The organism is Amycolatopsis xylanica, assembly GCF_900107045.1.
In the GTDB taxonomy this organism is placed as follows: Bacteria; Actinomycetota; Actinomycetes; order Mycobacteriales; family Pseudonocardiaceae; genus Amycolatopsis; species Amycolatopsis xylanica.
Genome location: NZ_FNON01000001.1, coordinates 213,431 through 235,217, shown reverse-complemented (window position 1 = coordinate 235,217; position 21,787 = coordinate 213,431). Strand labels below are relative to the sequence as shown.

General features: G+C 68.5%; 17 protein-coding genes. 10 read left to right on the top strand and 7 right to left on the bottom strand.

Annotation, left to right across the window (positions count from 1 at the left end):
* Window positions 1-13 precede the first annotated feature (13 nt).
* Genes BLV57_RS00990 through BLV57_RS00980 form a run of 3 tightly spaced genes read right to left on the bottom strand, consistent with a single transcriptional unit; the run spans window position 14 to window position 2,403 of the window.
* Complete coding sequence (locus tag BLV57_RS00990; protein ID WP_091285379.1) at window positions 14-1,315, bottom strand: PPE domain-containing protein; 1,302 nt, start codon at window positions 1,313-1,315, stop codon at window positions 14-16.
* Window positions 1,316-1,942 carry a DUF3558 domain-containing protein gene (locus BLV57_RS00985; protein WP_091285376.1) on the bottom strand — a complete coding sequence of 209 codons (627 nt, stop codon included), beginning with the start codon at window positions 1,940-1,942 and terminating at the stop codon, window positions 1,316-1,318.
* On the bottom strand, window positions 1,942-2,403 hold the full coding sequence (locus BLV57_RS00980; RefSeq protein WP_091285375.1) for a hypothetical protein: 462 nt from the start codon (window positions 2,401-2,403) through the stop codon (window positions 1,942-1,944). Before BLV57_RS00980 ends, BLV57_RS00985 begins: the two co-directional genes overlap by 1 nt.
* Before the next feature lie 853 nt (window positions 2,404-3,256).
* On the opposite strand from BLV57_RS00980, the gene BLV57_RS00975 reads away from it, so the two are divergent.
* Both BLV57_RS00975 and BLV57_RS00970 read left to right on the top strand, forming a co-directional pair.
* Complete coding sequence (locus BLV57_RS00975; RefSeq protein WP_091285372.1) at window positions 3,257-4,417, top strand: Cmx/CmrA family chloramphenicol efflux MFS transporter; 1,161 nt, start codon at window positions 3,257-3,259, stop codon at window positions 4,415-4,417.
* A gap of 306 nt (window positions 4,418-4,723) precedes the next feature.
* Window positions 4,724-6,316 (top strand): CocE/NonD family hydrolase, encoded by a 1,593-nt coding sequence (locus tag BLV57_RS00970; protein WP_176968457.1) that lies wholly within the window; start codon window positions 4,724-4,726, stop codon window positions 6,314-6,316.
* Window positions 6,317-6,467: 151 nt separating this feature from the next.
* On the opposite strand, the gene BLV57_RS00965 is transcribed toward BLV57_RS00970, so the two are convergent.
* Window positions 6,468-7,433, bottom strand: coding sequence for an NAD(P)H-dependent oxidoreductase (locus tag BLV57_RS00965; protein ID WP_091285367.1), 966 nt, complete (start codon window positions 7,431-7,433; stop codon window positions 6,468-6,470).
* A 156-nt stretch (window positions 7,434-7,589) separates the two neighbouring features.
* Here BLV57_RS00965 and sigJ point away from each other — a divergent pair, with 156 nt between their 5' ends.
* Window positions 7,590-8,453, top strand: a complete 864-nt coding sequence (gene sigJ, locus BLV57_RS00960) for an RNA polymerase sigma factor SigJ (RefSeq protein ID WP_091285364.1) — start codon at window positions 7,590-7,592, stop codon at window positions 8,451-8,453.
* Here the strand turns inward: sigJ and BLV57_RS00955 are convergent.
* Window positions 8,450-9,322, bottom strand: coding sequence for a LysR family transcriptional regulator (locus BLV57_RS00955; protein WP_091285362.1), 873 nt, complete (start codon window positions 9,320-9,322; stop codon window positions 8,450-8,452). The two genes, sigJ and BLV57_RS00955, sit on opposite strands and share 4 nt — an antisense overlap.
* A 113-nt stretch (window positions 9,323-9,435) precedes the next feature.
* Here BLV57_RS00955 and BLV57_RS00950 point away from each other — a divergent pair, with 113 nt between their 5' ends.
* The 7 genes from BLV57_RS00950 to BLV57_RS00920 all read left to right on the top strand — a co-directional run bounded on the left by BLV57_RS00950 (window position 9,436) and on the right by BLV57_RS00920 (window position 18,013).
* Window positions 9,436-9,816, top strand: a complete 381-nt coding sequence (locus BLV57_RS00950) for a hypothetical protein (protein ID WP_091285358.1) — start codon at window positions 9,436-9,438, stop codon at window positions 9,814-9,816.
* Between the two features lie 7 nt (window positions 9,817-9,823).
* Window positions 9,824-11,371 (top strand): multicopper oxidase family protein, encoded by a 1,548-nt coding sequence (locus BLV57_RS00945; RefSeq protein ID WP_091287798.1) that lies wholly within the window; start codon window positions 9,824-9,826, stop codon window positions 11,369-11,371.
* Window positions 11,372-11,455: 84 nt separating this feature from the next.
* A complete protein-coding gene (locus tag BLV57_RS00940; RefSeq protein WP_091285356.1) occupies window positions 11,456-12,118 on the top strand; it encodes a polysaccharide lyase family 7 protein in 663 nt (220 codons plus the stop codon).
* Between the two features lie 59 nt (window positions 12,119-12,177).
* Entirely contained in the window at window positions 12,178-13,611 is a 1,434-nt protein-coding gene (locus BLV57_RS00935; RefSeq protein WP_091285354.1) for an FAD-dependent monooxygenase, read from the top strand.
* A gap of 65 nt (window positions 13,612-13,676) precedes the next feature.
* Entirely contained in the window at window positions 13,677-14,192 is a 516-nt protein-coding gene (locus BLV57_RS00930) for a SigE family RNA polymerase sigma factor (RefSeq protein ID WP_091287797.1), read from the top strand.
* On the top strand, window positions 14,189-15,169 hold the full coding sequence (locus BLV57_RS00925) for a hypothetical protein (protein ID WP_091285352.1): 981 nt from the start codon (window positions 14,189-14,191) through the stop codon (window positions 15,167-15,169). The genes BLV57_RS00930 and BLV57_RS00925 overlap by 4 nt, the downstream gene beginning before the upstream one ends.
* 666 nt (window positions 15,170-15,835) lie before the next feature.
* A complete protein-coding gene (locus BLV57_RS00920; protein WP_091285351.1) occupies window positions 15,836-18,013 on the top strand; it encodes a SulP family inorganic anion transporter in 2,178 nt (725 codons plus the stop codon).
* Between the two features lie 41 nt (window positions 18,014-18,054).
* Here the strand turns inward: BLV57_RS00920 and BLV57_RS00915 are convergent, their stop codons facing one another.
* Window positions 18,055-20,016 (bottom strand): RICIN domain-containing protein, encoded by a 1,962-nt coding sequence (locus tag BLV57_RS00915; RefSeq protein WP_091285348.1) that lies wholly within the window; start codon window positions 20,014-20,016, stop codon window positions 18,055-18,057.
* Window positions 20,017-20,030: 14 nt separating this feature from the next.
* The gene (locus tag BLV57_RS00910; protein ID WP_091285346.1) at window positions 20,031-21,779 is read right to left on the bottom strand and encodes a glycoside hydrolase family 35 protein; all 1,749 of its coding nucleotides are present in this window, start codon (window positions 21,777-21,779) and stop codon (window positions 20,031-20,033) included.
* Window positions 21,780-21,787: the final 8 nt, after the last annotated feature.

Genomic DNA, 21,787 nt, shown 5'->3' with positions numbered 1-21,787 from the left:
AGGTGGGCTCCGCTCATGCGCCGATGGTGGGCGGCGTGATCGTGAGCCCGGTAGTCGGATCGATGGTCTTCTCCAGATCACCCGTGATCGCGGTCGCGTCGGTCAGCCCGACCTTGCGCAGGTGCTCACCGTCATCACCGCCAGGAGCACGTCCGCCCGGTGCGACGCCTCCCGCCGCGGCGCTGACACGACCACCTGCCCGCGGTCCGGGCGAACTGCTTCCCGTATGCGGACCAGATGGCGCGAAAGTAGCACCGCTTTGTCGCCCTGCCTTGGGGATGCCCGCCCCGGCACCTGTCGGCTTCTGGCTCGTTTCTTCTCGCTCCGCGGGTGTTTGTGTGTGCGCGAATCGAGCGCTGCCCCGCGGTGGCACGTCGCCGTCACCGCCGCTCCACGGTTGTGCCGCGCTCCCGCCACCTGCCGGATTCGGCACGCCGTCGCCGGGAAGCGACGAGGGATGCACCACTACCGGGGAGGCCGCCGCGGTCACGGTGTGATCCGCGGGATACGGCTGAGCGACCGGCGCCGGTGAGGGCCGATGCCCATCGAGTGCGTACCCAGCAGGCCGTGACGCGGCGCTGACCGAGCCAGGCCCGGCCGCGGGCGTGTGGTCGGGTGCGGCACGGTGGTGAGCGCCACTCGATCCGTGCTGTTCAGGCCGGCCGCGGCCGGCCGCCAGTGTGACGTCGCCACCGTCATAGAAGCCGAGTTGACCGTAGTCCCGCTGCAGGGTGGTCACCGCGGCCTGTGCCTGCCGCGAGTAGCTGTCGTAGATGGCGAGATTGTCGTTGGCGCGCTGGTTGTAGCGGTTGATCGCGGCCTCGGTGTCGGTGTCCCACGGGGTGAGGATGTCGCCGAAGCTCTTGTCCGGTGGTGGCGGCATCTCCTTGAGCGTCAGCTTGGCGTGGTCGAAGCCGCCGGCGACCGCCTCGAGGCTCTTCGAGTTCATCGCGAACGACGTCGAAGCCGAGGTGACGACATCGGCCAGCTTCTTCACGCGCGTGTGCGCGGCATCGGACGCTTTTCCCGTCCAGGAGGCTTCCAAGTCGCTGAGCAGCCGCCCCATGTGCTGGCTCGCGGTGGAGTGGGCGTCGGACAGCTCTTTCGCACGCTGGACACCTTCATGCCACTGCTGTGAATTGCCGCCGCGGACCTGCTCGACGAACTCCGGCACCGACATCGCCTGCGTGCCGAGATCGCCGCCGAACAGATCCCCCGTCCAGTTGACCGCGTCGGTGACGGCGCTGACGACCGCACCACCGACGTCTTCCGCGGTATCGACGACCGCGTCGATGATGTCGCTGAACCAGCTCATCTATCCCCCCGCTTTCTGCCGCAACGTGGCGACGACGTCGGCCGCGACCCCGGCTCCCACATCACATGGGTTGGTCTTTCCCTTCCTGGCGTCGCTGAGGAAAATGCTCATTTCGAGCGACAAGTCGTCGGCCAACCCGATCGTGACACCGCAATACTGGTCAGGCGGCCCGCCGCCGGGCGTGACATGCGCGACCGCCGGGAACCCTTGGATCAGCGGAAGTTCCCGCCACACCTCCGCTCTCGGCTGGACGTTTTTGTACGTCCCGCTCAAACCCGTATGTGTGACCGTGTCGTAGTTGATGATCAGATGCCCGCTGGTCGCGGTATTCACCCAGTCACACCCGGGCCCGATCCCAGGATCGTCGGCCCGCTTCGAGGTGACAGGTGACCCCAACTGCGTCCTCACCTGTTCCGCGGTGAGCAAATCCCGGCACGGATCACCCGCGACGGGGGACGCCGTCAACGGAGCCGCCACCTTGGGCGCACCTCCGAAAGGCAGAGCTCGCGACGAGGGCGCCTGGCTGACGATGCTGCCCGGCGATGGCCCGGCGGGCGGCTTGTGCGCGCATCCGGCGACGGCAAGCCCGAGAGCGACGAGAACAGGGACCACTGCGCGGCGGGCCATCAGAAATTGCCCCCGGTGACCGCGCCCGCTTGCGCGGCTTCGCCTGCGGCATGTTCGTCCTCGGCTTCGACAATGCCCAACGCCTTGCGCAGCCGCTCGATCAGCTCATTGAGATACAGCGCCTCGAGCCGCAGATGCCCCGCCCCGTAAGCGAAAGCTCCGGGGGCTTCCTCGCCGCACCACGTCACGCTCCCGTTGTACGAGCAGCTGACCGGATCTTTGGCGGGCGGGTCCATCTTTTCCAGGAACTCGGCCTTGTGCTGGACATCCTGCAATTCCTTGCGAATCGCGCGTGCCTGCTCGAGCATCCTGGTCGCCTCGTCCTTGTCGAGACTGAATCCCGGGCCGGCATGCGCCGCCTGAATCTTGCGGTTATCCAAGACTTCGCGGTTCCGAGCGTTGTCGACGTAAATATCAACGCCGTCCAACCACGGACTGATCCGATCATCGGCCAGGCTCATATCGTGCGTCCACCCCTCGCCCGTACGCGCGTTCACGCCCTCGCGACCCGCCTCGACCGGACACGTGCCGCCAGGTCGCGTCAGCTGGTCGCGCGTAACACCGTATCCGACCGATCACACTATGCAACCAGGCCGAGGCGGCATCTCTGGACGACGACCACCCGATCTCGACGAGAAGATGACGCAACGTGAGCGGCAACGAGGTGTTATCCCAGGATGGGAATACGTGGCGTGACAGCAATGTACGCCAAACGAGTAAAGCCGATCACACAACGCGGGAAATAATCGAAACAAATCTGTTATCAGCAGATAATTGGCTTATGTCAATCGCTTATGCAGCGATAACTCAGCCACGCACCACGTGCCCCACACACTCCACCGGCGCCCAACAACCGCGAGTGAACCAACCAGTGCGCCTGTTGTGCTCTTTTTGTGCGGAATTGGCCACGACGATCCGGGAGCGAGTCACCTAACCAGCCTGCGTGCCGCAAGCAGAATTACTCCGGCTTAAGCGAACTCACAGGTTAACCATGGTGGTAAAACGCTGATTACTTGCGGGACCGGAGGTCGTGAGTGTTCCGGCCGGTTCTAACCGGCCTAAACACTCACGACCCCAGCAAGCGACGATCAAGCCACATGTAATGCGTTGGACGAAGCGGCGCTCTCGTTGCTACGTTGCGCACCGTGTCCAGCCCCGAGGCCGAAAGAAGCTAGCCACCGGTAGTCCGGTGGCGCGCCGGCTCCTGGCCCTCGTCATCGGGTTCACCGCATCGCGGGTGCGCCTGGACACTTCGAATCCCAGGCATTCAGCAACGCGGCACAGCCGCGTCCTCATGGAGCTTGGAGCCTGTCAATGCCGTTCGCCATCTATGTCCTCGGGCTGGCCGTGTTCGCCCAAGGCACTTCCGAATTCATGCTGTCGGGCCTCGTGCCCGGTATCGCTCAAGACCTCGGTGTGAGCGTTCCCGCCGTGGGCTCGCTGACCTCCGCCTTCGCTGGGGGCATGATCGCCGGTGCGCCGCTGGTCGCCATCCTCAGCATGCGGTGGCCGCGCCGCCGGGCGCTGCTCGCCTTTCTCGGCGCCTTCCTGCTCGTGCACGTGGTGGGCGCGCTGACCACCAGCTTCGCCGTCCTGTTCGGTACCAGGGTGATCGCCGCGCTGGCCAATGCCGGGTTCCTCGCGGTCGGGCTGGCCGCGGCGGCCTCGATGGCGGGGTCGCGGGCCAAGGGCCGGGCCACCTCGATTCTACTCAGCGGGATCACGCTGGCCTGTGTCGCCGGGGTTCCGCTCGGCGCGGTCGTCGGTGAATTCTGGGGCTGGCGCTCGGCTTTCTGGGGCGTCGCGCTCATTTCCGTGCCTGCGGTCATCGCCATCGTCGCGGCGGTTCCGGCGGAACCGGCTGGCCCGGAGGCCGCCAGCGCCAAGCACGAGCTGCGGGCACTCCGGTCGCCGAAGCTGATCGTCACGCTGCTGGTGGGGGCGCTGGTCAATGGTGCCACGTTCTGCTCGTTCACCTACCTCGCGCCCGTCGTCACCGCCGTCACCGGGCTGCCAGGCGGATGGGTGCCCGTTGTGCTGGCGTTGTTCGGCGTCGGTTCGTTCGCCGGGGTGGCCATTGGCGGGAGGCTCGCCGACAGCCGCCCGGTCACGCTGCTGTCCGTCGGCTCGGCCGCGTTGTTCGCGGGCTGGCTGGTGTTCGCGGTCAGCGCGGGAAACCCGGTCGTGGTACCGATTCTCGTGGTCGTCCAGGGCACGTTGTCGTTCGCGGTCGGCTCGACGCTGATCGCGCGCGTGTTCTACGCCGCTAGTGAGGCGCCGACGCTGGCGGGCGGGTTCGCCACCGCGGCGCTGAACGTCGGCGCCGCGGCCGGTCCCGTGCTCGGCGGTGTGGCGATCGGGGCCGGGTTCGGCTTTCGCTCGCCGCTGGTGGTGAGTGCCGTGCTGGTGGCGGGTGCGCTTCTCCTTGGCAGCGCGGCAGTGGTGCGGAATGACGCGTCGGGAAACATCCCGTGATCGTGGGATCGCCTCGGTTTAATGCTTGGCGGGTAACGAATTCACTGCGGCTGGTCGGCCGAACGGACGAGCCGGTTCGCGGATGTCGTTGGCGCACAAGACACCCGAACGGTTCCTTGCCCGGCTCGGCAGGCACTGAGGAGTATGAGAAGTCGTCGGTTCGACGGGGCACCCACGAAACGAAGGGAAATAGTCTTGTCTGAGTTCACTGCTGTGTTCGGCACGATACCAACGGCTGATATCCCGGTTTCCTTTCATCCCGTCAAGATCGGGGTCGCCGAGGATCCGGAGTTTCCCGGAAGGGCCGTGGAGCTCGACGCGTGCGTGGCACTGCCCGAGAACGCCCAGCCCGCTGAATACCCCTTGATCGTCCTACCCGCACCCTTGGCGCCGATCGGGTGGCGCGCCTACGCCGTTTTCCATCCACTGCTGAAGAAAGGCTTCATGGCCAACCTGGCGGCGAAAGGGTACGTCGTCGTCGCCTACAGCGAGCGCGGTCTCGCGCAGTCGGATGGGAAGATCGACGTCGCGGGGCCTCGTGACCAGGCGGATGGCACGGCGGTGATCGACTGGGTCGCGGAGCACATCCAAGCTGCGGACATGAGCCGTGTCGGCATGGCGGGCGCTTCTTACGGCGCCGGCCAGAGTCTGCTGATCGCCGCCAAGGACAAGCGGGTGAAGGCGGTCGTCGCCATGAGCGCGTGGGGTGACCTGTTCACCTCGCTCTACGAGAACGAAACCAGGCACATCAAGGCCTTCCACGCGCTGCGGGACCTGTTCCAGACCTGGCCGGGCCCGCCTTCCCTGCCCACTTTCCCACCCCAGCCCCAGCCTGATCCGATGCCGGGCGTGAGCAGGCTGAATCCCGAAACCGAGCAGGTGTTCCAGAACATCGTCGACAACGTCGAGATCAAGCAGCTGCGGGCCTACGCCGACAAACGGTCGCCGATCCAGCCCGAGTTCCTCGACGAGCTGAACCGGCCTGACCTGGCGATCCTGCTCTGCACCTACTGGCACGAAACGATTTTCTCGAACAACGCGGTCGTGGCGCTCTTCAACAGCCTGACCGGCGACGCCAAGAAGCTCATCGTCCAGGTCGGCGACCATGGCAACGCCGAGGGCACCGGCCTCGCCGGCGAGTACAGCAGGCCCACTGTCGCCGCCATGAACTGGTTCGACCTGTACCTGCGGGACGAGGGCAGCCCGGAGACCGAGCCCGTCGTCGTGGAGACGATGCCCTACCCGTACGCCGACGCGCGCCGTTACCGCACCTGGGCGGACTTCACCCACGCGCCGGTGCGGTTCCACCTGCACCAGCCCAGTCCCGACAGCGACGGCGGCCTCGACTCCCAGGGCACCGGAACGTCGTGGAGTCACACAATCCAGATCGAGGAGACCTCAGCCGAGATCGCCGACACGTTGGTACAGCGAGGAATCAGCGAACGCCTCGCGCAGTTCTACCGCTACAGCACCAGGAACATCTCCAGGAAGAACGCCGCGATCTGGAGCTGCCCGCCGTTCGGTGAGGACCAGCGGATCAGCGGCGAGGTGCGGCTGCGGCTCACGGTGACACCCCAGACCGAGCACGCGACCATCGTCGCCTACCTGTTCGACGTCACCGCGGAACCGTTCACCATCCCGCCGGGCAAGAACTTCGACCGCATCATCACCAGCGCCGCCTACACCGTCCTCGACCGTGAACCGGGCGTCCCGGTGACGATCGAAGTCCCCTTCCAGCTGACCAATTATCTCATCCGTGCCGGACGTTTCCTGCGGCTCGTCGTCGACACCAAGGACAAGTTCCTCGCCGACGCCAACGCCGACAGCACCACGCTCACTGTGTCCAGCACCGAGGAAGAACCCGCCTACATCACCATTCCCATCGCCGCGAACACGTGAGAGGCGCCACCGCGGCTAGCCTGGCCCCGTGACACCTGCCGCGCTCAAGAAACGATCTCGCGGTCCAGCTCTGCTCGAACACCGTCGTCCTGGACGGATCGGCGCCGGGCGAGCTGGTCCGCGAGATGATCGAGGACTCCTCTGACCCCGCTCAGGGTTCGAGGTCGGCCACCCCGGCGCCGGTGGTGATGTCGAACGGCACGGAGACCTGATCGTGCGTGATCAGCCACTGACCGTCGATCTTCCGGAAACAGAAGGTCGCCCTGACCCACATGCCGCCCATCACGACTCCGTCCTTCGTCGCGGCGAGCCGTCCGAAGCAGTGTCCGAACGCGACACTCCCGTCCACCGTCAGTGTCAGATCACGCACCTCGTAGGTCACGTCTTCGAAGAACGTGAAGGCGTGCGCCCAGTTCTTCAGCTTCGCGTCGACGCCGACATGCTGCAGTGGCGGCTGGACGTCGAACGACACCACGTCGGCTGAATAGAGCCGCCGAAGCGCCTCCAGGTCCTTGGCCTTGATCCCTTCGACGATCTTGCCGATGTGCTGCCTGAGCTCGGCTTCCTGGGGACCGGCACGCAGCGCGGCGAGCGCGGTGCTCCAGGCGACGACCTGGTCGAGCGTCTTGTCCAGTGCGGCGACGTTGTACTCGCCCGGCTTGAACACGGTGTAGTCCTCGAACTCGGTCACCAGCGACAGCGAAACCTGGGACGTCACATCGGCCATCTCCAGGGCCCCGCAGATCAACCGCAGCTGCTCGACCGCGCGAGTGCCACCCACGCCGCCGTAGGACACGAACCCGATCGCCTTGTCGCGCCACTCCGCGCGCAGGAAGTCGAGCGCGTTCTTCAGCACCGCCGGTGCCGAGTGGTTGTACTCGGGCGTGACCACCACGAACCCGTCGCACCGCGCGATCGTCGCCGCCCACGCGCGGGTGTGCTCGTGCCGGTACTCGCCGGGCAGCTCGTCCAGATGCGGCAGGGGGTGGTCGAGCAGGTCGATCAGCTCGAACTCCGCGTCCCCGCGCAGCCCCGCCCGCTCCTCGACCCAGCTGGCCACCTGCTCCCCGCGGCGTCCCGGCCGGGTGCTGCCGAGGATGATGCCGATCCTGATCATCGTTCTCCTTCAATCGCAGTGTCGCTTCCGAGCACTACGACGAAGCGGCCCCGGGAAACGTCAGGCCGCGTGCCACCCTGACAATGCGAGGCGGTGTTTCGTCGTACTGGATGAAGACGGCTGGATGAAGACGGCACCGACCCGACAGGAGCACCGATGACCGACGCGATCCTCAGCGAGCGCCGCCACCTGATCAACGTGGCCTACCGGCTGCTGGGCTCGCTGGCCGAGGCCGAGGACGCCGTTCAGGAGGCCTACGCCCGCTGGTACGCGCTGACGCGGCCGCGGCAGGACGCGATCGCCTCCCCCGGCGCCTGGCTCACCACGGTCACCAGCCGGATCTGCCTCGACCTGCTCGGATCGGCACGCGCCCGCCGCGAGCGGTACGTCGGCGAATGGATCCCCGAGCCGCTGCCCGACCCCACCGAAGGGCCCACCAGTGACCCGGCGGACCGCGTCACCCTGGACGAGTCGGTCAGCATGGCCTTCCTGGTCACGCTCGAAGCGATGACGCCCGCGCAGCGGGTCGCGCTCATCCTGCACGACGTTTTCCGGTACTCCTTCACCGAAATCGCCGAGATCACCGGCCGTACCCCGGCCGCGTGCCGCGAGCTGGCCTCTTCGGCTCGCCGTCGCGTGCGCACGTCCCCACCACCCGTGGCGCACCAGGCCGGGCTGGTCCGCGACTTCAAGCAGGCTTGGGAGGCCCAGGACATCACCGCGCTCGTCGGCCTGCTCGACCCGGCCGCGACGTTCACCGCGGACGGCGGCGGCTTGGCCACCACGGCACTGCACCCGATCGAGGGCGGCGAGCAGATCGCCCAGTTCCTCGTCGCCGTCACCACCGCGGTCCCCGGCGACTTCACCATCCTCGAACGCACCGTCAACGGCAGGCCCGGCCTGCTGATCCGGAACGACGGCGTCACGTCGTCGGTCTACGCGTTCGACGTCGCTGACGGCCGCATCACGAGCATCTGGGTCGTCCGCAATCCCGAAAAGCTCCGCTCCTGGGCCGGTTAGCCCCAGTCCCAGCCGGTGATGGTGGCGCGCAGCGCGCGAGCGGCGGCCGAGAGGTCGCCGTCCCCCTCCCAGAACAGGGTGAGCCTGCGACGGCAGTCGGGGCTGTCGACGCCGACCCAGACGAGCGGCAGCTGAGGCGCCATCCGCCGCGCGAAGCCGGGCACGAGGCCGATGCCGAGCCCCGCGCCGATCAGCTCCACGATGGCGCTGGGCTCGTCGACCTCGCAGACGATCCTCGGGGTGAGGCCGCGCGCGGCGAAAAGCCGCTCGAGCAGCCGCCGCTGCCAGTGGCCCGAGCGGGCGGTCACGAACGACTGCCCGGCCAGCTCTTCCACGCTCACCGAGGCGCGGCCCGCCAGCGGGTGGTCGAGAGGTGTGGCCACCCCGACCTCGTCGTCCAGCAGCAGCTCCTGCTCCAGTCCCTCGGCATGGATCGGCTGGGAGACAAGGCAAAGGTCGACGTCCCGCGCGCGCAGTAGCCGGGCCATGTCGTCGGCCGACGACCACTGGAGCTCGATCTCGACGGACGGATGCGCGCGCTTGAAGGCGGCCAACGGCGCGGTGAGGGTCAAGAACGTCTCCGACGCCAGCCGCACCGTGCGCACGCCCTCGGTGGTGGCCTCGGCGACGGCGCGCTTGCCCGTTTCCAGCTCACCGAGTGACCGTTCGACGTGTGCGCGGAACAGCTTCCCGGCCGCGTTGAGCCGGAGCCTGCCGCCACGGTCGAACAGCGGCGCGCCCAGCTCACTTTCCAGGCGCGCGATGGTGCGGCTCACCGACGGCTGGGCGACGCGCAGCTCTTCGGCCGCGCGGCTGAGGTGCTCCAGCCGTGCCACCACGAGGAACTGCCTGAGCGAGTTCAGGTCCATCGCACTCCATGCCTTCCCGAGCATAACCGCATAGCAATACTGATCTTAGACGTGATAGCTCTCAGGACATACCTTCGCTGTCGTAAGCGAGAACAAGCGAAGGGGGACGTTCCATGGTCACCGGCACGGTGCTGCGGACGCTCGTCAGCGCGCACGTGGTCACGATCTTCGCCCAGCCCGTGTTCGCCGGCGTGTATCTGAGCGGCGATTTCGACGGGCTGAGCTGGCACGCGATCGGCGCGAACGTGGTCACCTCGATCGGCTACCTGCAGCTGATCGCGACGATCGTGCTCTGGGTACGGACACGCCGGGCGTGGCCGTTCCTCGCCACGCTGGCCGTGGTGGCGGCCGAGACGGTGCAGTACTTCGCCGGGCTGGACGGGGCGCTGTGGCTGCACTTCCCGCTGGGTGTGCTGACGATCGCCGGGCTCGTCGTGCTGTTCGTCGCCATGTGGCGGCAGCCGCTCTCGCGTGCGGAGGCCTCCCGTGCGTGAGCGGACCATGAACCGGCGGCAGCTGCTGGGCATCGGCGGGGCACTCGGGCTGCTGGCGGTCACCGCGCAGACGGGCGCGGCGATCCTGGCCCGGCGGCCCGCGAACACCGGTGCCGAGCTCCGCAGCGCGGTGCCGCTGCCCGCGGCGTTCACCGTGCCGTTGCCGCTGCCCGCCGTGCTGAAGCCGGTCGGCGCCGACCGGTACGAGATCACCCAGCGCGAGACGGTCCTGGAGATCCTGCCGGGTATCAAGACTCCTTTGTGGACATACGACGGCACGTTCCCCGGCCCGACGATCGAGGCGCGCCGCGGCAGGCCGGTCACCGTGACCCACCACAACCGGCTGCCCGTGCCGACCGTCGTGCACCTGCACGGCGGCCGGACCCCGCCGGAGTCCGACGGCTATCCGACCGACCTCGTACTGCCCGACGGCTGGCACGATCCGGGGCACGGAACGCATATGCACGATCCGCGTGCGGTGGTCACCCGGCTGACGCGGGACTACACCTTCCCGATGGACCAGCGGGCGACCATGCTCTGGTATCACGATCACCGGATGGACTTCACCGCGCCCGCGATCTGGCGCGGGCTCGCCGGGCTGCACATCATCCGGGACGACGCCGAAGAGTCACTCGGCCTGCCCGCGGGTTCGCGCGAACTGCCGCTCGTGATCATGGACCGCGCGTTCGACGGCGACGGCGGCCTCGCCTATCCCGCACTCGACCCGTCACTGCGAGCGCATCCCGGCGTCCACGAGCCGTACCTCGCGGGCGTGCTCGGCGACGTGATCCTGGTGAACGGCGCGCCGTGGCCGGTGCACGAGGTCGACGCGGCGCGCTACCGGCTGCGCCTGCTGAACGCCTCGAACGCCCGGCACTACGACCTCGAAGCGGTCACCGAAGACGGGCGGCGGCTCGATCTCGTGCAGATCGGCGCCGACCAGGGACTGCTCGCCGCACCTGTCACCCACCAGACACTGCCGATCGCCCCCGCCGAACGCTACGACGTGGTCGCCGACTTCTCCGGTGTGCCGGTCGGCGGCCTGGTCAAGATTCTCAACCGGCTCGGCTCGGGCCGGACAAGCGAGGTGATGGCGTTCCGGGTCGCGCGGCGCGGCGCCGACGACAGCCGTATTCCTTCGGTGCTGTCGGCCGATCTGCCCGCGTGGAACCGGTCGGATGCCGTGCGGGTGCGCGATTTCTCCTTCCGTGCCGGGCAGATGAACGGCGGCCACGGCTGGCTGATCGGCGGGCTGCCGTTCCACCCGGCGCGCACCGATGTCACGGTCGGTCTCGGCGACGTCGAGGTGTGGCGGCTGATCGCCGACGTCCACCATCCCGTGCACCTGCATCTGGCCGGGTTCCGGGTGCTGTCGCGGGGCGGGAAGCCGCCGCTGCCGCGGGACGCGGGCCTCAAGGACACGATTTCCTTGCGGCCAGGCGAATCCGCCGAGATCATCACCCGCTTCGACGGCTATCGCGGACGGTATCTGTTCCACTGTCACAACGCCGAGCACGAGGACATGGGCATGATGGCGAATCTCGAGATCGGGTGACCGGCGGAGGTTGCCACGGCGAGGAGGTCTAGTCCACACTCAACGCTCCGCCGTGTATCCCTGCAATGACGCATAAGGAGCACGATGCAGCGCACCCGAAAACTCGCCGCCACCGCCGTGGCGGCCTTGGCCGGCGTCGTCCTGATCCAGCCAGCCGCCTCCGCCGGGCCGGTCGGCAGCGGCTGGACCGAGCACAGTCCGGCGTGGAACGTGCAGATCCAGAGCAAGGGCGTGATCACGTCCTATCCGAGCAGCACCAACAGCGCGACCGGGCCCGGCGGCTCCTACGCGCGAGCGGGCGGGGTGCAGACGTTCAAGCTCTTCAACAACGGGTCGAACCGGGTCGAGGTCCGCGTCCAGGACAACTACCGTACCGGTCAGCGGCAATTCGAGGGCGAGGTCAAGGTCACCGCGGGCACCGACGACGAAAGCGCGATGCAGATCTTCGGCAATGACGGCGACGGCGCCACCACGCTGATGATCAGGTCGTACGCGAAGAACGGCGGCACGCTCCGGGGCGGGGGCAAGGATCTGATCAGCGGCATCTACGGCAAGTGGGTGCACGTCAACGTCACCCACAACGCCACCGCCTCCGGCGGCAGCTACTCGATCTACATCAACGGCAAGCTCGTGCACACCGCCAACGGCCCCGCGGGCGACCATTACTTCAAGTACGGCGTGTACGGGACGCTGCAGAACAGCGGCGCCGAACACCAGTGGCGCAACGTGCATTTCTACCGGAAATAGCCTCGTGCGCGTTGCGGGCGGTTCTAACCGCCCGCAACGCGCACGACTACAGTGGACCTGTGGCGGAGACCGACGTGCTGATCGTGGGCGGTGGCCCGGTCGGATTGACGGCGAGGGCGTTGCTGCGGCGCTGGAATGTGCGGACGCTGCTCATCGAAAAACACGCCGAGCTGTCCCCTTTCCCTCGGTCGCGTCTGGTCAACGTGCGGTCGATGGAGATCTTCCGCGAACTGGACCTCGCCGCCGAAATCACGGCGCGCGCGTTCGCGCCGTCTTATGGCCGCGTGCGGTTCCGGGACACGCTGCGCGACGACGATTTCGCGTCGGCGGCGCTGGTCGGGGTGCACGACCCGGTGCCGGAAAGCCCTGAAGTCGGTGTGGTCACCTCCCAGGACCGGCTGGAGCCGATCCTCCTCGCCGCGGCGGACTCGGAAACGTGGTTCGGCGCGGAACTCGTCGATCTGGCCGAGGACGATGACGGCGTCGCCGCCACGGTCGTCTCGGACGGCGGCGAGACCCGCATCCGGGCTCGCTACGTGCTCGCCGCGGACGGCGCGAACTCGACCGTCCGGCAGCGGCTGGGCATCGGGCTGAGCGGGCCGGGAAAGCTGGCCGCGCTCACCACCATCGTGTTCGACGCCGAACTCGACCAGGTCACGGCCCAGCCGGCCGGGGTCTACTTCACCTCGCACGGGACGTTCCTCCCGCTGTATCCCGAGGGTGGCTGGGCCATGCTCGCCGCCACGCCCGAAGACCCCGAAACCACGGACTGGGCCGCGCTCGTCGCGCAGGCGATCGGCGCCGGGGGCGCCGTCAAGGTGGCCAGGGTGCAGCACTGGGTCATGAACGCGGCCATCGCGGACCGCTTCCGGCACGGCCGGATCCTGCTCGCGGGCGACGCCGCGCACGCACTCCCCATCCTGGGCGGCATGGGCATGAACACCGGCATCGCCGACGTGCACAACCTCTGCTGGAAACTCGCCGGTGTCCTCCAGGGCTGGGACGAGCCGTCACTGCTCGAGACCTACGAGGCGGAGCGGCACCCCATCGCCCAGCAGACGCTCACGCAAACGGTCGCCAACACGCAGCTCGCGCTCGGCGTGCAGGCCCGGCGGCGCGCGGGCGAAACACCGGCAGGCACGGTCGAGCTTCCCTGGTCGGATCGGTACTTCGCGCAACTCGGCCTCGTGCTCGGCGCCTCGTACGGCGAGGCGAGCGAGCCTCCCGGCACCGACTACGTCCCCAACCCGAGCCCGGGACATCGGCTGCCCCACGCCTGGCTCGCCGACGGCCGCTCGACCCTGGACAGCTGCGGCGCGACGTTCGCGCTGCTCACCCCGGACCCGGCCCGCTGGCGGGATCAGCGCGCCGGAGCGTGGCCGCTGCAGGTCGAGACACTGCCCCGCGCACTCGCCGGGCAGTTCGGCCTCGGGCCGCATGACGCGCTGCTCGTCCGTCCCGACAGCCATATCGATTCCCGCTTGACCGGCTGACAACCTTTCGCCGGTCCGGCCGCATCAAAGAGGTGAGAAGCGGCGAAGAACTGGGGGTGGTGCCGATGAACGCGGCACGCGGGGACACGGGGTTCACGGACTTTGTGACGGCACGGGCTCCTTGGCTCCGTAAAGTCGCCTTCCTGCTCTGCGGCGACTGGCATCGGGCCGACGACTTGGTCCAGACCACTGTGACCAGGCTGTACACCCACTGGCACCGGGCCGCGAAGGCGGACAACCTGGACGGGTACGCGCGCCGGACACTGGTCAACGCGTTCCTGGCCGAGCAGCGGACGTCCTGGTGGCGTCTCGTCGACCTGCGGGCCACCGACGACGAGCGGTCCGCGGCGGGCCCGGACGTCGAAACGGCGCTCGATCTGCGAGCCGCCATCGACTCGCTGCCACCGCGGCAACGGGCCACGCTCGTGCTCCGCTTCTACTGCGACCTGCCGGTCTCGGACGTCGCGACGACACTCGGGTGCTCGGCGGGCACCGTCAAAAGCCAGACCGCGCGGGCCGTCGACACGTTGCGCGCCCTGCTGCCCGCCGAGTCCCTCAGCATTCCGGAGGCAACAGCATGACCGAGCACGAACTGGGCACCCTGATGCGCGAGCTGGCCGACGAACCCGCCCCGCCCATGGCACTCGACCTCGACAAAGCCCGCCGGACGGGCGATCGCCGCCGTCGGCTGCGCACCACCGCGCTGGCGGCGGGCTGCGCGGCGGTCGTGGCCGCTGGCGCCATCACGGCGATCGAACTGACGGACACAGCCAAGCCCGTCCCGCCGCTCGCCGCACCGCCCCAGCCGGCTCCCTCGCCGCCACCGACCGACAATCCCTTGGTGGCCAAGGCGAGTTTCGGCTGGCTGCCCGACGGGGTTGGCAACATCGAGTACGGCGTCGGCGACCACGGCGACTACACGCTCGCGCTCGGCAGGGGCCAGCGGGCGCCGATGATCTGGCTGGCGGTGTTCGACCAGGAGCCGCCGCTGGACCGGATCCGCGACATGGGCGGCAAGGCCCAGCGCGTTCCCGTCCAGGTGGGCGCGCACCCCGGATACTGGGTGACCACGAATCCCGCCGACCCGCTCAACGCGGGCAACACCTACCTGCGCTGGCCCATCGGGGACGGCCGCTGGGCCGAAATCCACGCCTACTACCTCGATTTCCCCGAGGTACGACAGGCTTTGCTGCGAGTCGCGGGCAGCGTCACCTTCGCCACCCGCGGGGTCCCGCTGCCCTTGCGGATCGCCGGTCTGCCGCCGGGTTTCCAGCTCAGCGACGGTCAGCTCTGGCGGCGGCCGGATTCCGACGGCGTCCCTTGGAAACTTCAGCTCAGCTACACGGTCAACGGCGCGAACGTCCTGATCGAAGTCGCGCCGCCCGGCGGTTTCCCCGTGAAAGACGGCTCCCCGGTCTGCACGACCGGCAACGGGCTCAAGGTGTGCGTCACGGTGGACCGCGAAGCCGCCGCGGGCGTCGACCTCAAGGCACTGCTCGGCCGCATCACCTTGCTGGGCGTGGACGAACGCACCTGGACGCCACACGTCATCCGCTGAAATGGGGTCGTGAGTGTTCCGGGCGGCTATGGGGCGGGCCGGATGTGGCGCGCCCGGGCAGTTTGGTGAGGGCCTCCCTCACTGCCGCTTTCGCGTATGAAGGCTCCCCTCATACAGATCTGGCTGTATGAAGGGAGCCTTCATCGCGTATAGCGGCATGAAGGGAGCCTTCATCCAGGCCCGCGTGTATGAAGGGAGCCTTCATCCAGTCGCGGATGTATGAAGGGAGCCTTCATACGGACCGGGTTGGATGAGGGGAGCCTTCATACGGGCGGGGCGAGAGGATCCCCCGCTGCGCCGAGCGGAGCCGGGGAATCGCTCGCTCAGCGGGGGTGAGTGGCAACTCTCCTCCGTTGGGTGCAGCGGCGTTAACACTCGCGACCCTGGCAGCGAAGCGAGGGTGGCCCCGGGTGCTTACTACGCACCCAATGGCCCCCTCACTTCAAGCCCGCCCGACGCACGCCCTCACCAGCACGCGAAACCCTTCGCCTATCAAGGAAACCGATGGCACGCATCACTCGATAGCGTGAATGCAAGCGGAATTAACACGGCGTTCATATGCGCACATCCGCATGCCACTTAAAGGTCCGCTCGCACAGTGGGATGATCGACTCAATTTTGTCCGAAACGTCGCATCTGCCCGCATAATGCGCTATCTCTCGTTGTATGCGTGTGCGTGAAGTTCTTCGTCCTCTTGCCCGCTATGACCTACCGGCCTCCTTGGTCGTTTTCCTTGTCGCCGTTCCGCTTTCACTGGGTATCGCGCTGGCGTCCGGCGCCCCCGTGGTGGCCGGGCTGATCGCCGCGGTGATCGGCGGTGTCGTGGCAGGCGCGCTCGGCGGTTCGGCCTTGCAGGTGAGTGGTCCCGCCGCCGGGCTGACCGTGATCATGGCCGAAACCATCTCCACCTTCGGGTGGGCCGTCACCTGCGCGATCACCGCGGCGGCCGGGCTCGTGCAGATCCTGTTCGGGCTGAGCCGGATCGCGCGGGCCGCGTTGGCGATCTCGCCCGCGATCGTGCACGGGATGCTCGCGGGCATCGGCGTGACGATCGTGCTGGGGCAGTTGCACGTCATTCTCGGCGGCAAGGCGCAAAGCTCGGCCGTCGAGAACATCGCCGAGCTGCCTGGCCAGATCGTGGCGCATCACGACGCGGCGGCACTGATCGGCTTGCTGACCATCGCGATCCTCTTGCTGTGGCCCCGGTTGCCGAAGGCCGTCCGGCGCGTTCCCGGTCCGCTGGCGGCGATCGCGGTCGCGACCGTCGTGTCGGTGACGGCCGGGCTGACGCTGCCGCGGGTCGAATTGCCGGGCGATCTGTTGAACATCCGGTTCGCGCCGCAGCTGCCGTCGACCGGCTGGGGCGCGTTCGCACTGGCCGTGTTCACGATCGCGTTGATCGCGAGCGTGGAAAGCCTGCTGTCGGCGGTGGCCGTCGACCAGCTGCACACCGGCCCGCGCACGAATCTCGACCGCGAACTCATCGGGCAGGGCGCGGCCAACATGGTCTCCGGCGCGCTGGGCGGACTGCCGGTGACCGGCGTGATCGTGCGCAGCTCGACCAACGTCGCCGCCGGAGCGAAGACCCGCGCATCGGCGATCCTGCACGGTGTCTGGGTTTTGCTGTTCGTCGTCGCGCTCGCCGGGCTGATCGAGAACATCCCGCTCGCCGCGCTGGCGGGCTTGCTGGTGCACGTCGGCGCGAAACTGGTCAACCCCGCGTACATGCGCGAGGTGCTCGCCCACGGCGACCTGCCCGTCTACCTGCTCACGCTGGCCGGTGTGGTGGTGTTCGACCTGCTGACCGGCGTGCTCGCGGGCATCCTGCTCGCCATCGTGCAGATGCTGCGGCGCACCATGTGGTCCGGCGTCCACGCCGAGCGCGAAGGCGACGGCTGGCGCGTCGTCGTCGAAGGTGTGCTCACTTTCCTTTCGGTGCCGCGATTGTCGAAGGTGCTCGCGACGGTTCCAGCCGGTTCAGCCGTCCGGCTGGAGCTGATCGTCGACTACCTCGACCACGCGGCCTTCGAAAGCCTGACCAAGTGGCAGCACGCCCACGAGCTGGCGGGCGGCACGGTCGAGGTCGACGAGATCGGCCACCCCTGGGTCGCCGAAGGCAAGGCGGGCCGCCCGACCCGCAGCCGCGCCGCCGCCCGCGCGATGCCGCGCTGGCTCGCGCCCTGGTCCGCGTGGCAGGCGGTCGACGCGGGCATCCCCACCCAGCAGACCCATCGCGGCGCGACCGAGTTCCAGCGCCGCGCGGCCCCGCTGCTGCGCGACACCCTCTCCGGGCTCGCCGACGAACAGCGGCCACGCACGCTGTTCATCACCTGCGGCGACTCGCGCGTCGTGCCGAACCTGATCACCACGAGCGGCCCCGGCGACCTGTTCACCATCCGCAACATCGGCAACCTGGTGCCGTCGAAGCAGGCCGACCCGTCGATGAACGCGTCGATCGAATACGCGGTCGGCATTCTCGGCGTCTCGGAGATCGTGGTCTGCGGGCACTCCTCGTGCGGCGCGATGGCCGCACTCGCCGACGGCCCGCCCGCCGGGCCGATCGAGGACTGGCTCAGGCACGCCGAGCCGACCGCGCAGCGCGGCGGTGAGCCCACTTTGGACGGTGCCAAACCCGAGCGTGCCAACGATCGGCTGGCACTGCGCAACGTGCTCCAGCAGCTCGACCACCTTCGCGAGTACCCGAAGGTCGCGGCCGCCGAAGCCGCGGGCGAGCTTCGGCTGACCGGCATGTACTTCGACGTCGGCGCCGCGCAGGTCCACCTGTACGACGCCGACGCCCGCACCTTCGTGGCCGCCGGGGTCTCCTTGGGAGCCACCGAATAGGGGTCGTGAGTGGTATGGCCGGTTCTAACCGGCCATACCACTCACGACGCCGTCCAGCGCTGGTTGGGGCCGTTCGTCGGGTGGTAGAGGCCGACGCGGGCGCCGTCTTCGCGGGATTCGCCGATGACGTCGAGCAGCCGGCCCGTGGCCGCGTTGACGAACGTCCACGTCCCGTCGCCCGTGGTCGACGGGATCCAGCGGGCCGCGGCGCCCGAGGTGCCCGGCGGAGCCAGGGTGACCGTGCCATCGGTGGCCGTGAGGACCTGGCCGGTGCCCACGTTGGTGATCGTGAACTGGTCGCGGTTGCCGTACCGGCCCGTGCGGTCGGTGAGCGTCCAGCGCTGGGTCGCCGAGGCGTTGGCGGTGCGCTGGACCAGCGAGCCGTTCTCGGCGTTCAGCGACTTGCCGCTTTGCACGCCGGTGAACGTGAACGGCTTGCCCGACCCGAGACCCGTCCCAGGCGCGACCGAGCCGACGCCATCGACCACGAAGCTGGTCACCGAACGCGCCGGGACTCGCAGGGTCGCCCGCTGATTCACGACCTGCACCGGAGCGCCGGTCTTCAAGGCACCTCCGACGTCCGTCACGACCGGCGTGACCGACGCGCCGCGGCGGAAGCGCCCGAAGCCGGACAGGTCGAGCGTGACGTCCTGGGCGGCGCCCGCGTTGACGTGCACCACGGCCGCCAGGTTTTCGCCACGCATCGCGGCCGTGCTCGCGCGGTCGTTCACGCCGATCAGGCGGTCGCCCGGCTTGATGAAGTGCGTGAAGTTGCGCATGGTGTGGAACTTCGTGTTCGTCCTGATCGGACAGTTGGTCACCGTGGCGTCCGGGCCGCAGTCGAACGGGATCTGGATCTCGCCCCAGTTCATGCCCTCGGGCCGCTCGCCGCCCGGCTTCATCGCGTTGTAGTCCTCGATCGGCTGCCAGCCGACCCACGCGCTCGGCTCCAGCTCACGCAGGTCGCCGGTGATCTGGCCGGCCAGGCCGAGGCCGGGATCCATGCTCGTGAAGTCCTGGCCGTCCTTCCAGCTGCCGCCGACCTCGCTCATCCACAACGGTTTCCCGGCGCCTTTGGCCAGATCACGCGGGATCGGGCGGTTTCCGGTGCCGTAGGTGTGCACGTTCAGCCGCCCGGCGAGCGCCCGCGCGGTGGGTGACCAGCCGTTCCAGTCGGCGGCGAAGAGATCCGGGTTGGTCTCGTCCGGCGCGGAGACGGTCACGCCCGGCGGCAGCGCACGCGCCATCTCGGGGATCACCCGCGACTGCAGCGACGGGCCGATATGGGCGCCTTCCTGCCTGCCCCCCGTGGGGTTGCCGGAAGCGTCGAGCGTGGTCTTCCAGTAGCCGGTGTTGGGTTCGTTGAACGGGTTCACCGAGGCGAATTTGATGCCGTGCGCCTGTTCGAGGGTCTTGGTGGCCTTGGCGAGGTAGGCCGTGTAATCGCCGATCTTCTCCGTCCGGAGCTGGTCGGCGTTGGCGTCGAAGCCACCGGAAACGTAACCGGAGACCGTGTGAAACCAGGGCGGCGAATTGCTGAACGCCTCCCAGGTGGTGACGCGGTGCTTGATCCGGTCGATCCACCAGCGCTGGTTCGGGTCGGCGGCCGGGTCGAACTCGGCCGGGTCGCCGGGCGTCCACCAGTCCTTGTCGGTGCGCGTCGTGCCGGGCGGCGCCTTCCACCAGCCAGGGACCGCGCCGCCGGGCCGCAGATAGGCCGGGACGTCGGGGGCGTTGCCGCCGCCGATGTTGAACCGGGCGATCGTCATGTTCAGCCCGTCGGGCCCGAACACCAGGTCGGTCAGCTTGGTGCGGATCGGGTCCGGATAGCCGCCGGTCGCCTCGGCCATCCAAGCCAGGCTGGCGCCCCAGCCTTCGAAGGTCTGGTGCCGATAGGTCGGATCGGGCCGGACGGTGACGGTCTCGGCCGCGTCGGCCGCCGAGACGGCCGGGCCGGCCAGCAGCGGTACACAAAGGAGGGTGAGGAGGGTTCTGCGCTTCATCGGTGCACTGCCCTTCACGCTTCGGTGTGACCCAGCGACGGCCGGGACACAAAACGGGCCTCGGGTTCGAGCATCGTGTCCAGTTCCAGTACGACGATTTCGTTGCCGCCCGCCCGCACGACCGGGCGCGGGACGTACATGGTCCTTTGTGGACCTCGACGCCAGTAGCGGCCGAGTGGGAAGCCGTTGATCCAGGCCATGCCCTTGCCCCAGCCCGCCGTGTCGAGAAAGAGATCCGCGGATTCGGCGACCTCGAACTCACCGCGGACCAGCACCGGACCGGCCACCGGGCCGTCGAGGTTCTCCCCCGTTTCGGGACGCAGCTCCGGCACAGCCGACAGGTCGATCGGCAGGATTTCCCAGTCACGCAACGGTTCGCCGTCCACCGTGGCGCCGCCGATGATGCCCTTGGCCTCGCCGATCCGGTCACCGTAATTGACCCTGCCCAGGTCCTCGACCAGCACGAGCAGTTCGCCGTGTGCCTTCGGCAACCGGATCGCCCGGTCCTGGTGTTCCCGCAGCAGCGTGCCGACCGGATCACCGTTGAAGAACACGGAGGCGCGGTCACGGATCTCGCCGAAGGTCAGCAGGCCACCCTGGATCTTCTTGCGCACCAACGCCAACCGGGGCGTCGGGGTCAGTTCGTCAAAGGTCGGCAGGTCCTCGTACCGCTGCCAGTTCCCCCATCGCTCGGGCGATTCCAGCAGCCGCACGGGATCGCGCAAGGCGGCCACCGGCTTCGGCGCCGCGCGGGCCGGTGGCGGCACGCTGTCGGGCACCTTGTGATATCGGGCGATCACCTCACGAAAGGCGTGGTACTTCGGGGTGGGATCGCCCGCCTCGTCCAGCGGGGCATCGTAGTCGTACGAGGTCACCAGGGGCTGGTAGACGCCCTTGTCGTTGGCGCCGTTGGTCAGCCCGAAATTGGTGCCACCGTGGAACATGTACAGATTGACCGACGCGCCCGCCGCCAGCAGCGCGTCCAGGTCCGCCGCCGACCGCTCGACCGGGGTGGTGTGATGGTGCGCGCCCCAATGGTCGAACCAGCCGTTCCAGAACTCACTGCACATGAGCGGCCCGGCCGGCTGATGCTCACGCAGGATCGCGAGCCGATCGGTGCTGTTCGAACCGAACGACGCCGTCCGATGCAGCACGCCGTCGATGCTGCCCGCTTCGAGCATCCCGGGCAGCGGCTGGTCGACCGTGGTGAGCGGGACGGTGATCCCGGCCGCGCGGGTGTACTGAACGAGCGTGGCGAGATAGAGCTTGTCATCGCCGAACGCGCCGTACTCGTTCTCCACCTGGACGAGCAGCACCGGCCCGCCGCGGTCGACCTGATGCGGCGCGACGACCTCGAACACGCTGTCCAGATAGGACCGCACGGCCGCCAGGTAGCGCGGCTCGAACGAGCGGACGCGGAGTTCGGGATCGCGCAGCAGCCAGGTCGGCAGGCCGCCGTTGTCCCATTCCGCGCAGATGTACGGGCCTGGCCGGACGATGGCGTGCATGCCCGCTTCGGCGATCAGGCGCAGGAACCGGTCGAGGTCGAGCCCGCCGGTGAGGTCGAACTCGCCGGGCTCCGGGGCGTGGGCGTTCCAGGCGACGTAGGTCTCGATGGTGTTGAGGCCCATCCGGCGCGCCTTGTCGATCCGGTCGGCCCACAGGTCGGGATGCACGCGGAAGTAGTGCAGCGCACCGGAAAGGATCTGGAATGGGCGGCCGTCGAGCAGGAAGTCGTGCTCGCCGATGACGAACTCAGGCATCGCGGTTC

What these genes read in the sequence shown, in the direction of transcription:
- BLV57_RS00990 (WP_091285379.1), bottom strand. Translation starts at nt 1,315, where the DNA reads ATGAGCTGGTTCAGCGACATCATCGACGCGGTCGTCGATACCGCGGAA.
- BLV57_RS00945 (WP_091287798.1), top strand. Translation starts at nt 9,824, where the DNA reads ATGAACCGGCGGCAGCTGCTGGGCATCGGCGGGGCACTCGGGCTGCTG.
- BLV57_RS00915 (WP_091285348.1), bottom strand. Translation starts at nt 20,016, where the DNA reads ATGAAGCGCAGAACCCTCCTCACCCTCCTTTGTGTACCGCTGCTGGCC.
- BLV57_RS00940 (WP_091285356.1), top strand. Translation starts at nt 11,456, where the DNA reads ATGCAGCGCACCCGAAAACTCGCCGCCACCGCCGTGGCGGCCTTGGCC.
- BLV57_RS00925 (WP_091285352.1), top strand. Translation starts at nt 14,189, where the DNA reads ATGACCGAGCACGAACTGGGCACCCTGATGCGCGAGCTGGCCGACGAA.
- BLV57_RS00975 (WP_091285372.1), top strand. Translation starts at nt 3,257, where the DNA reads ATGCCGTTCGCCATCTATGTCCTCGGGCTGGCCGTGTTCGCCCAAGGC.
- BLV57_RS00955 (WP_091285362.1), bottom strand. Translation starts at nt 9,322, where the DNA reads ATGGACCTGAACTCGCTCAGGCAGTTCCTCGTGGTGGCACGGCTGGAG.
- sigJ (WP_091285364.1), top strand. Translation starts at nt 7,590, where the DNA reads ATGACCGACGCGATCCTCAGCGAGCGCCGCCACCTGATCAACGTGGCC.
- BLV57_RS00930 (WP_091287797.1), top strand. Translation starts at nt 13,677, where the DNA reads ATGAACGCGGCACGCGGGGACACGGGGTTCACGGACTTTGTGACGGCA.
- BLV57_RS00980 (WP_091285375.1), bottom strand. Translation starts at nt 2,403, where the DNA reads ATGAGCCTGGCCGATGATCGGATCAGTCCGTGGTTGGACGGCGTTGAT.
- BLV57_RS00965 (WP_091285367.1), bottom strand. Translation starts at nt 7,433, where the DNA reads ATGATCAGGATCGGCATCATCCTCGGCAGCACCCGGCCGGGACGCCGC.
- BLV57_RS00910 (WP_091285346.1), bottom strand. Translation starts at nt 21,779, where the DNA reads ATGCCTGAGTTCGTCATCGGCGAGCACGACTTCCTGCTCGACGGCCGC.
- BLV57_RS00920 (WP_091285351.1), top strand. Translation starts at nt 15,836, where the DNA reads ATGCGTGTGCGTGAAGTTCTTCGTCCTCTTGCCCGCTATGACCTACCG.
- BLV57_RS00985 (WP_091285376.1), bottom strand. Translation starts at nt 1,942, where the DNA reads ATGGCCCGCCGCGCAGTGGTCCCTGTTCTCGTCGCTCTCGGGCTTGCC.
- BLV57_RS00950 (WP_091285358.1), top strand. Translation starts at nt 9,436, where the DNA reads ATGGTCACCGGCACGGTGCTGCGGACGCTCGTCAGCGCGCACGTGGTC.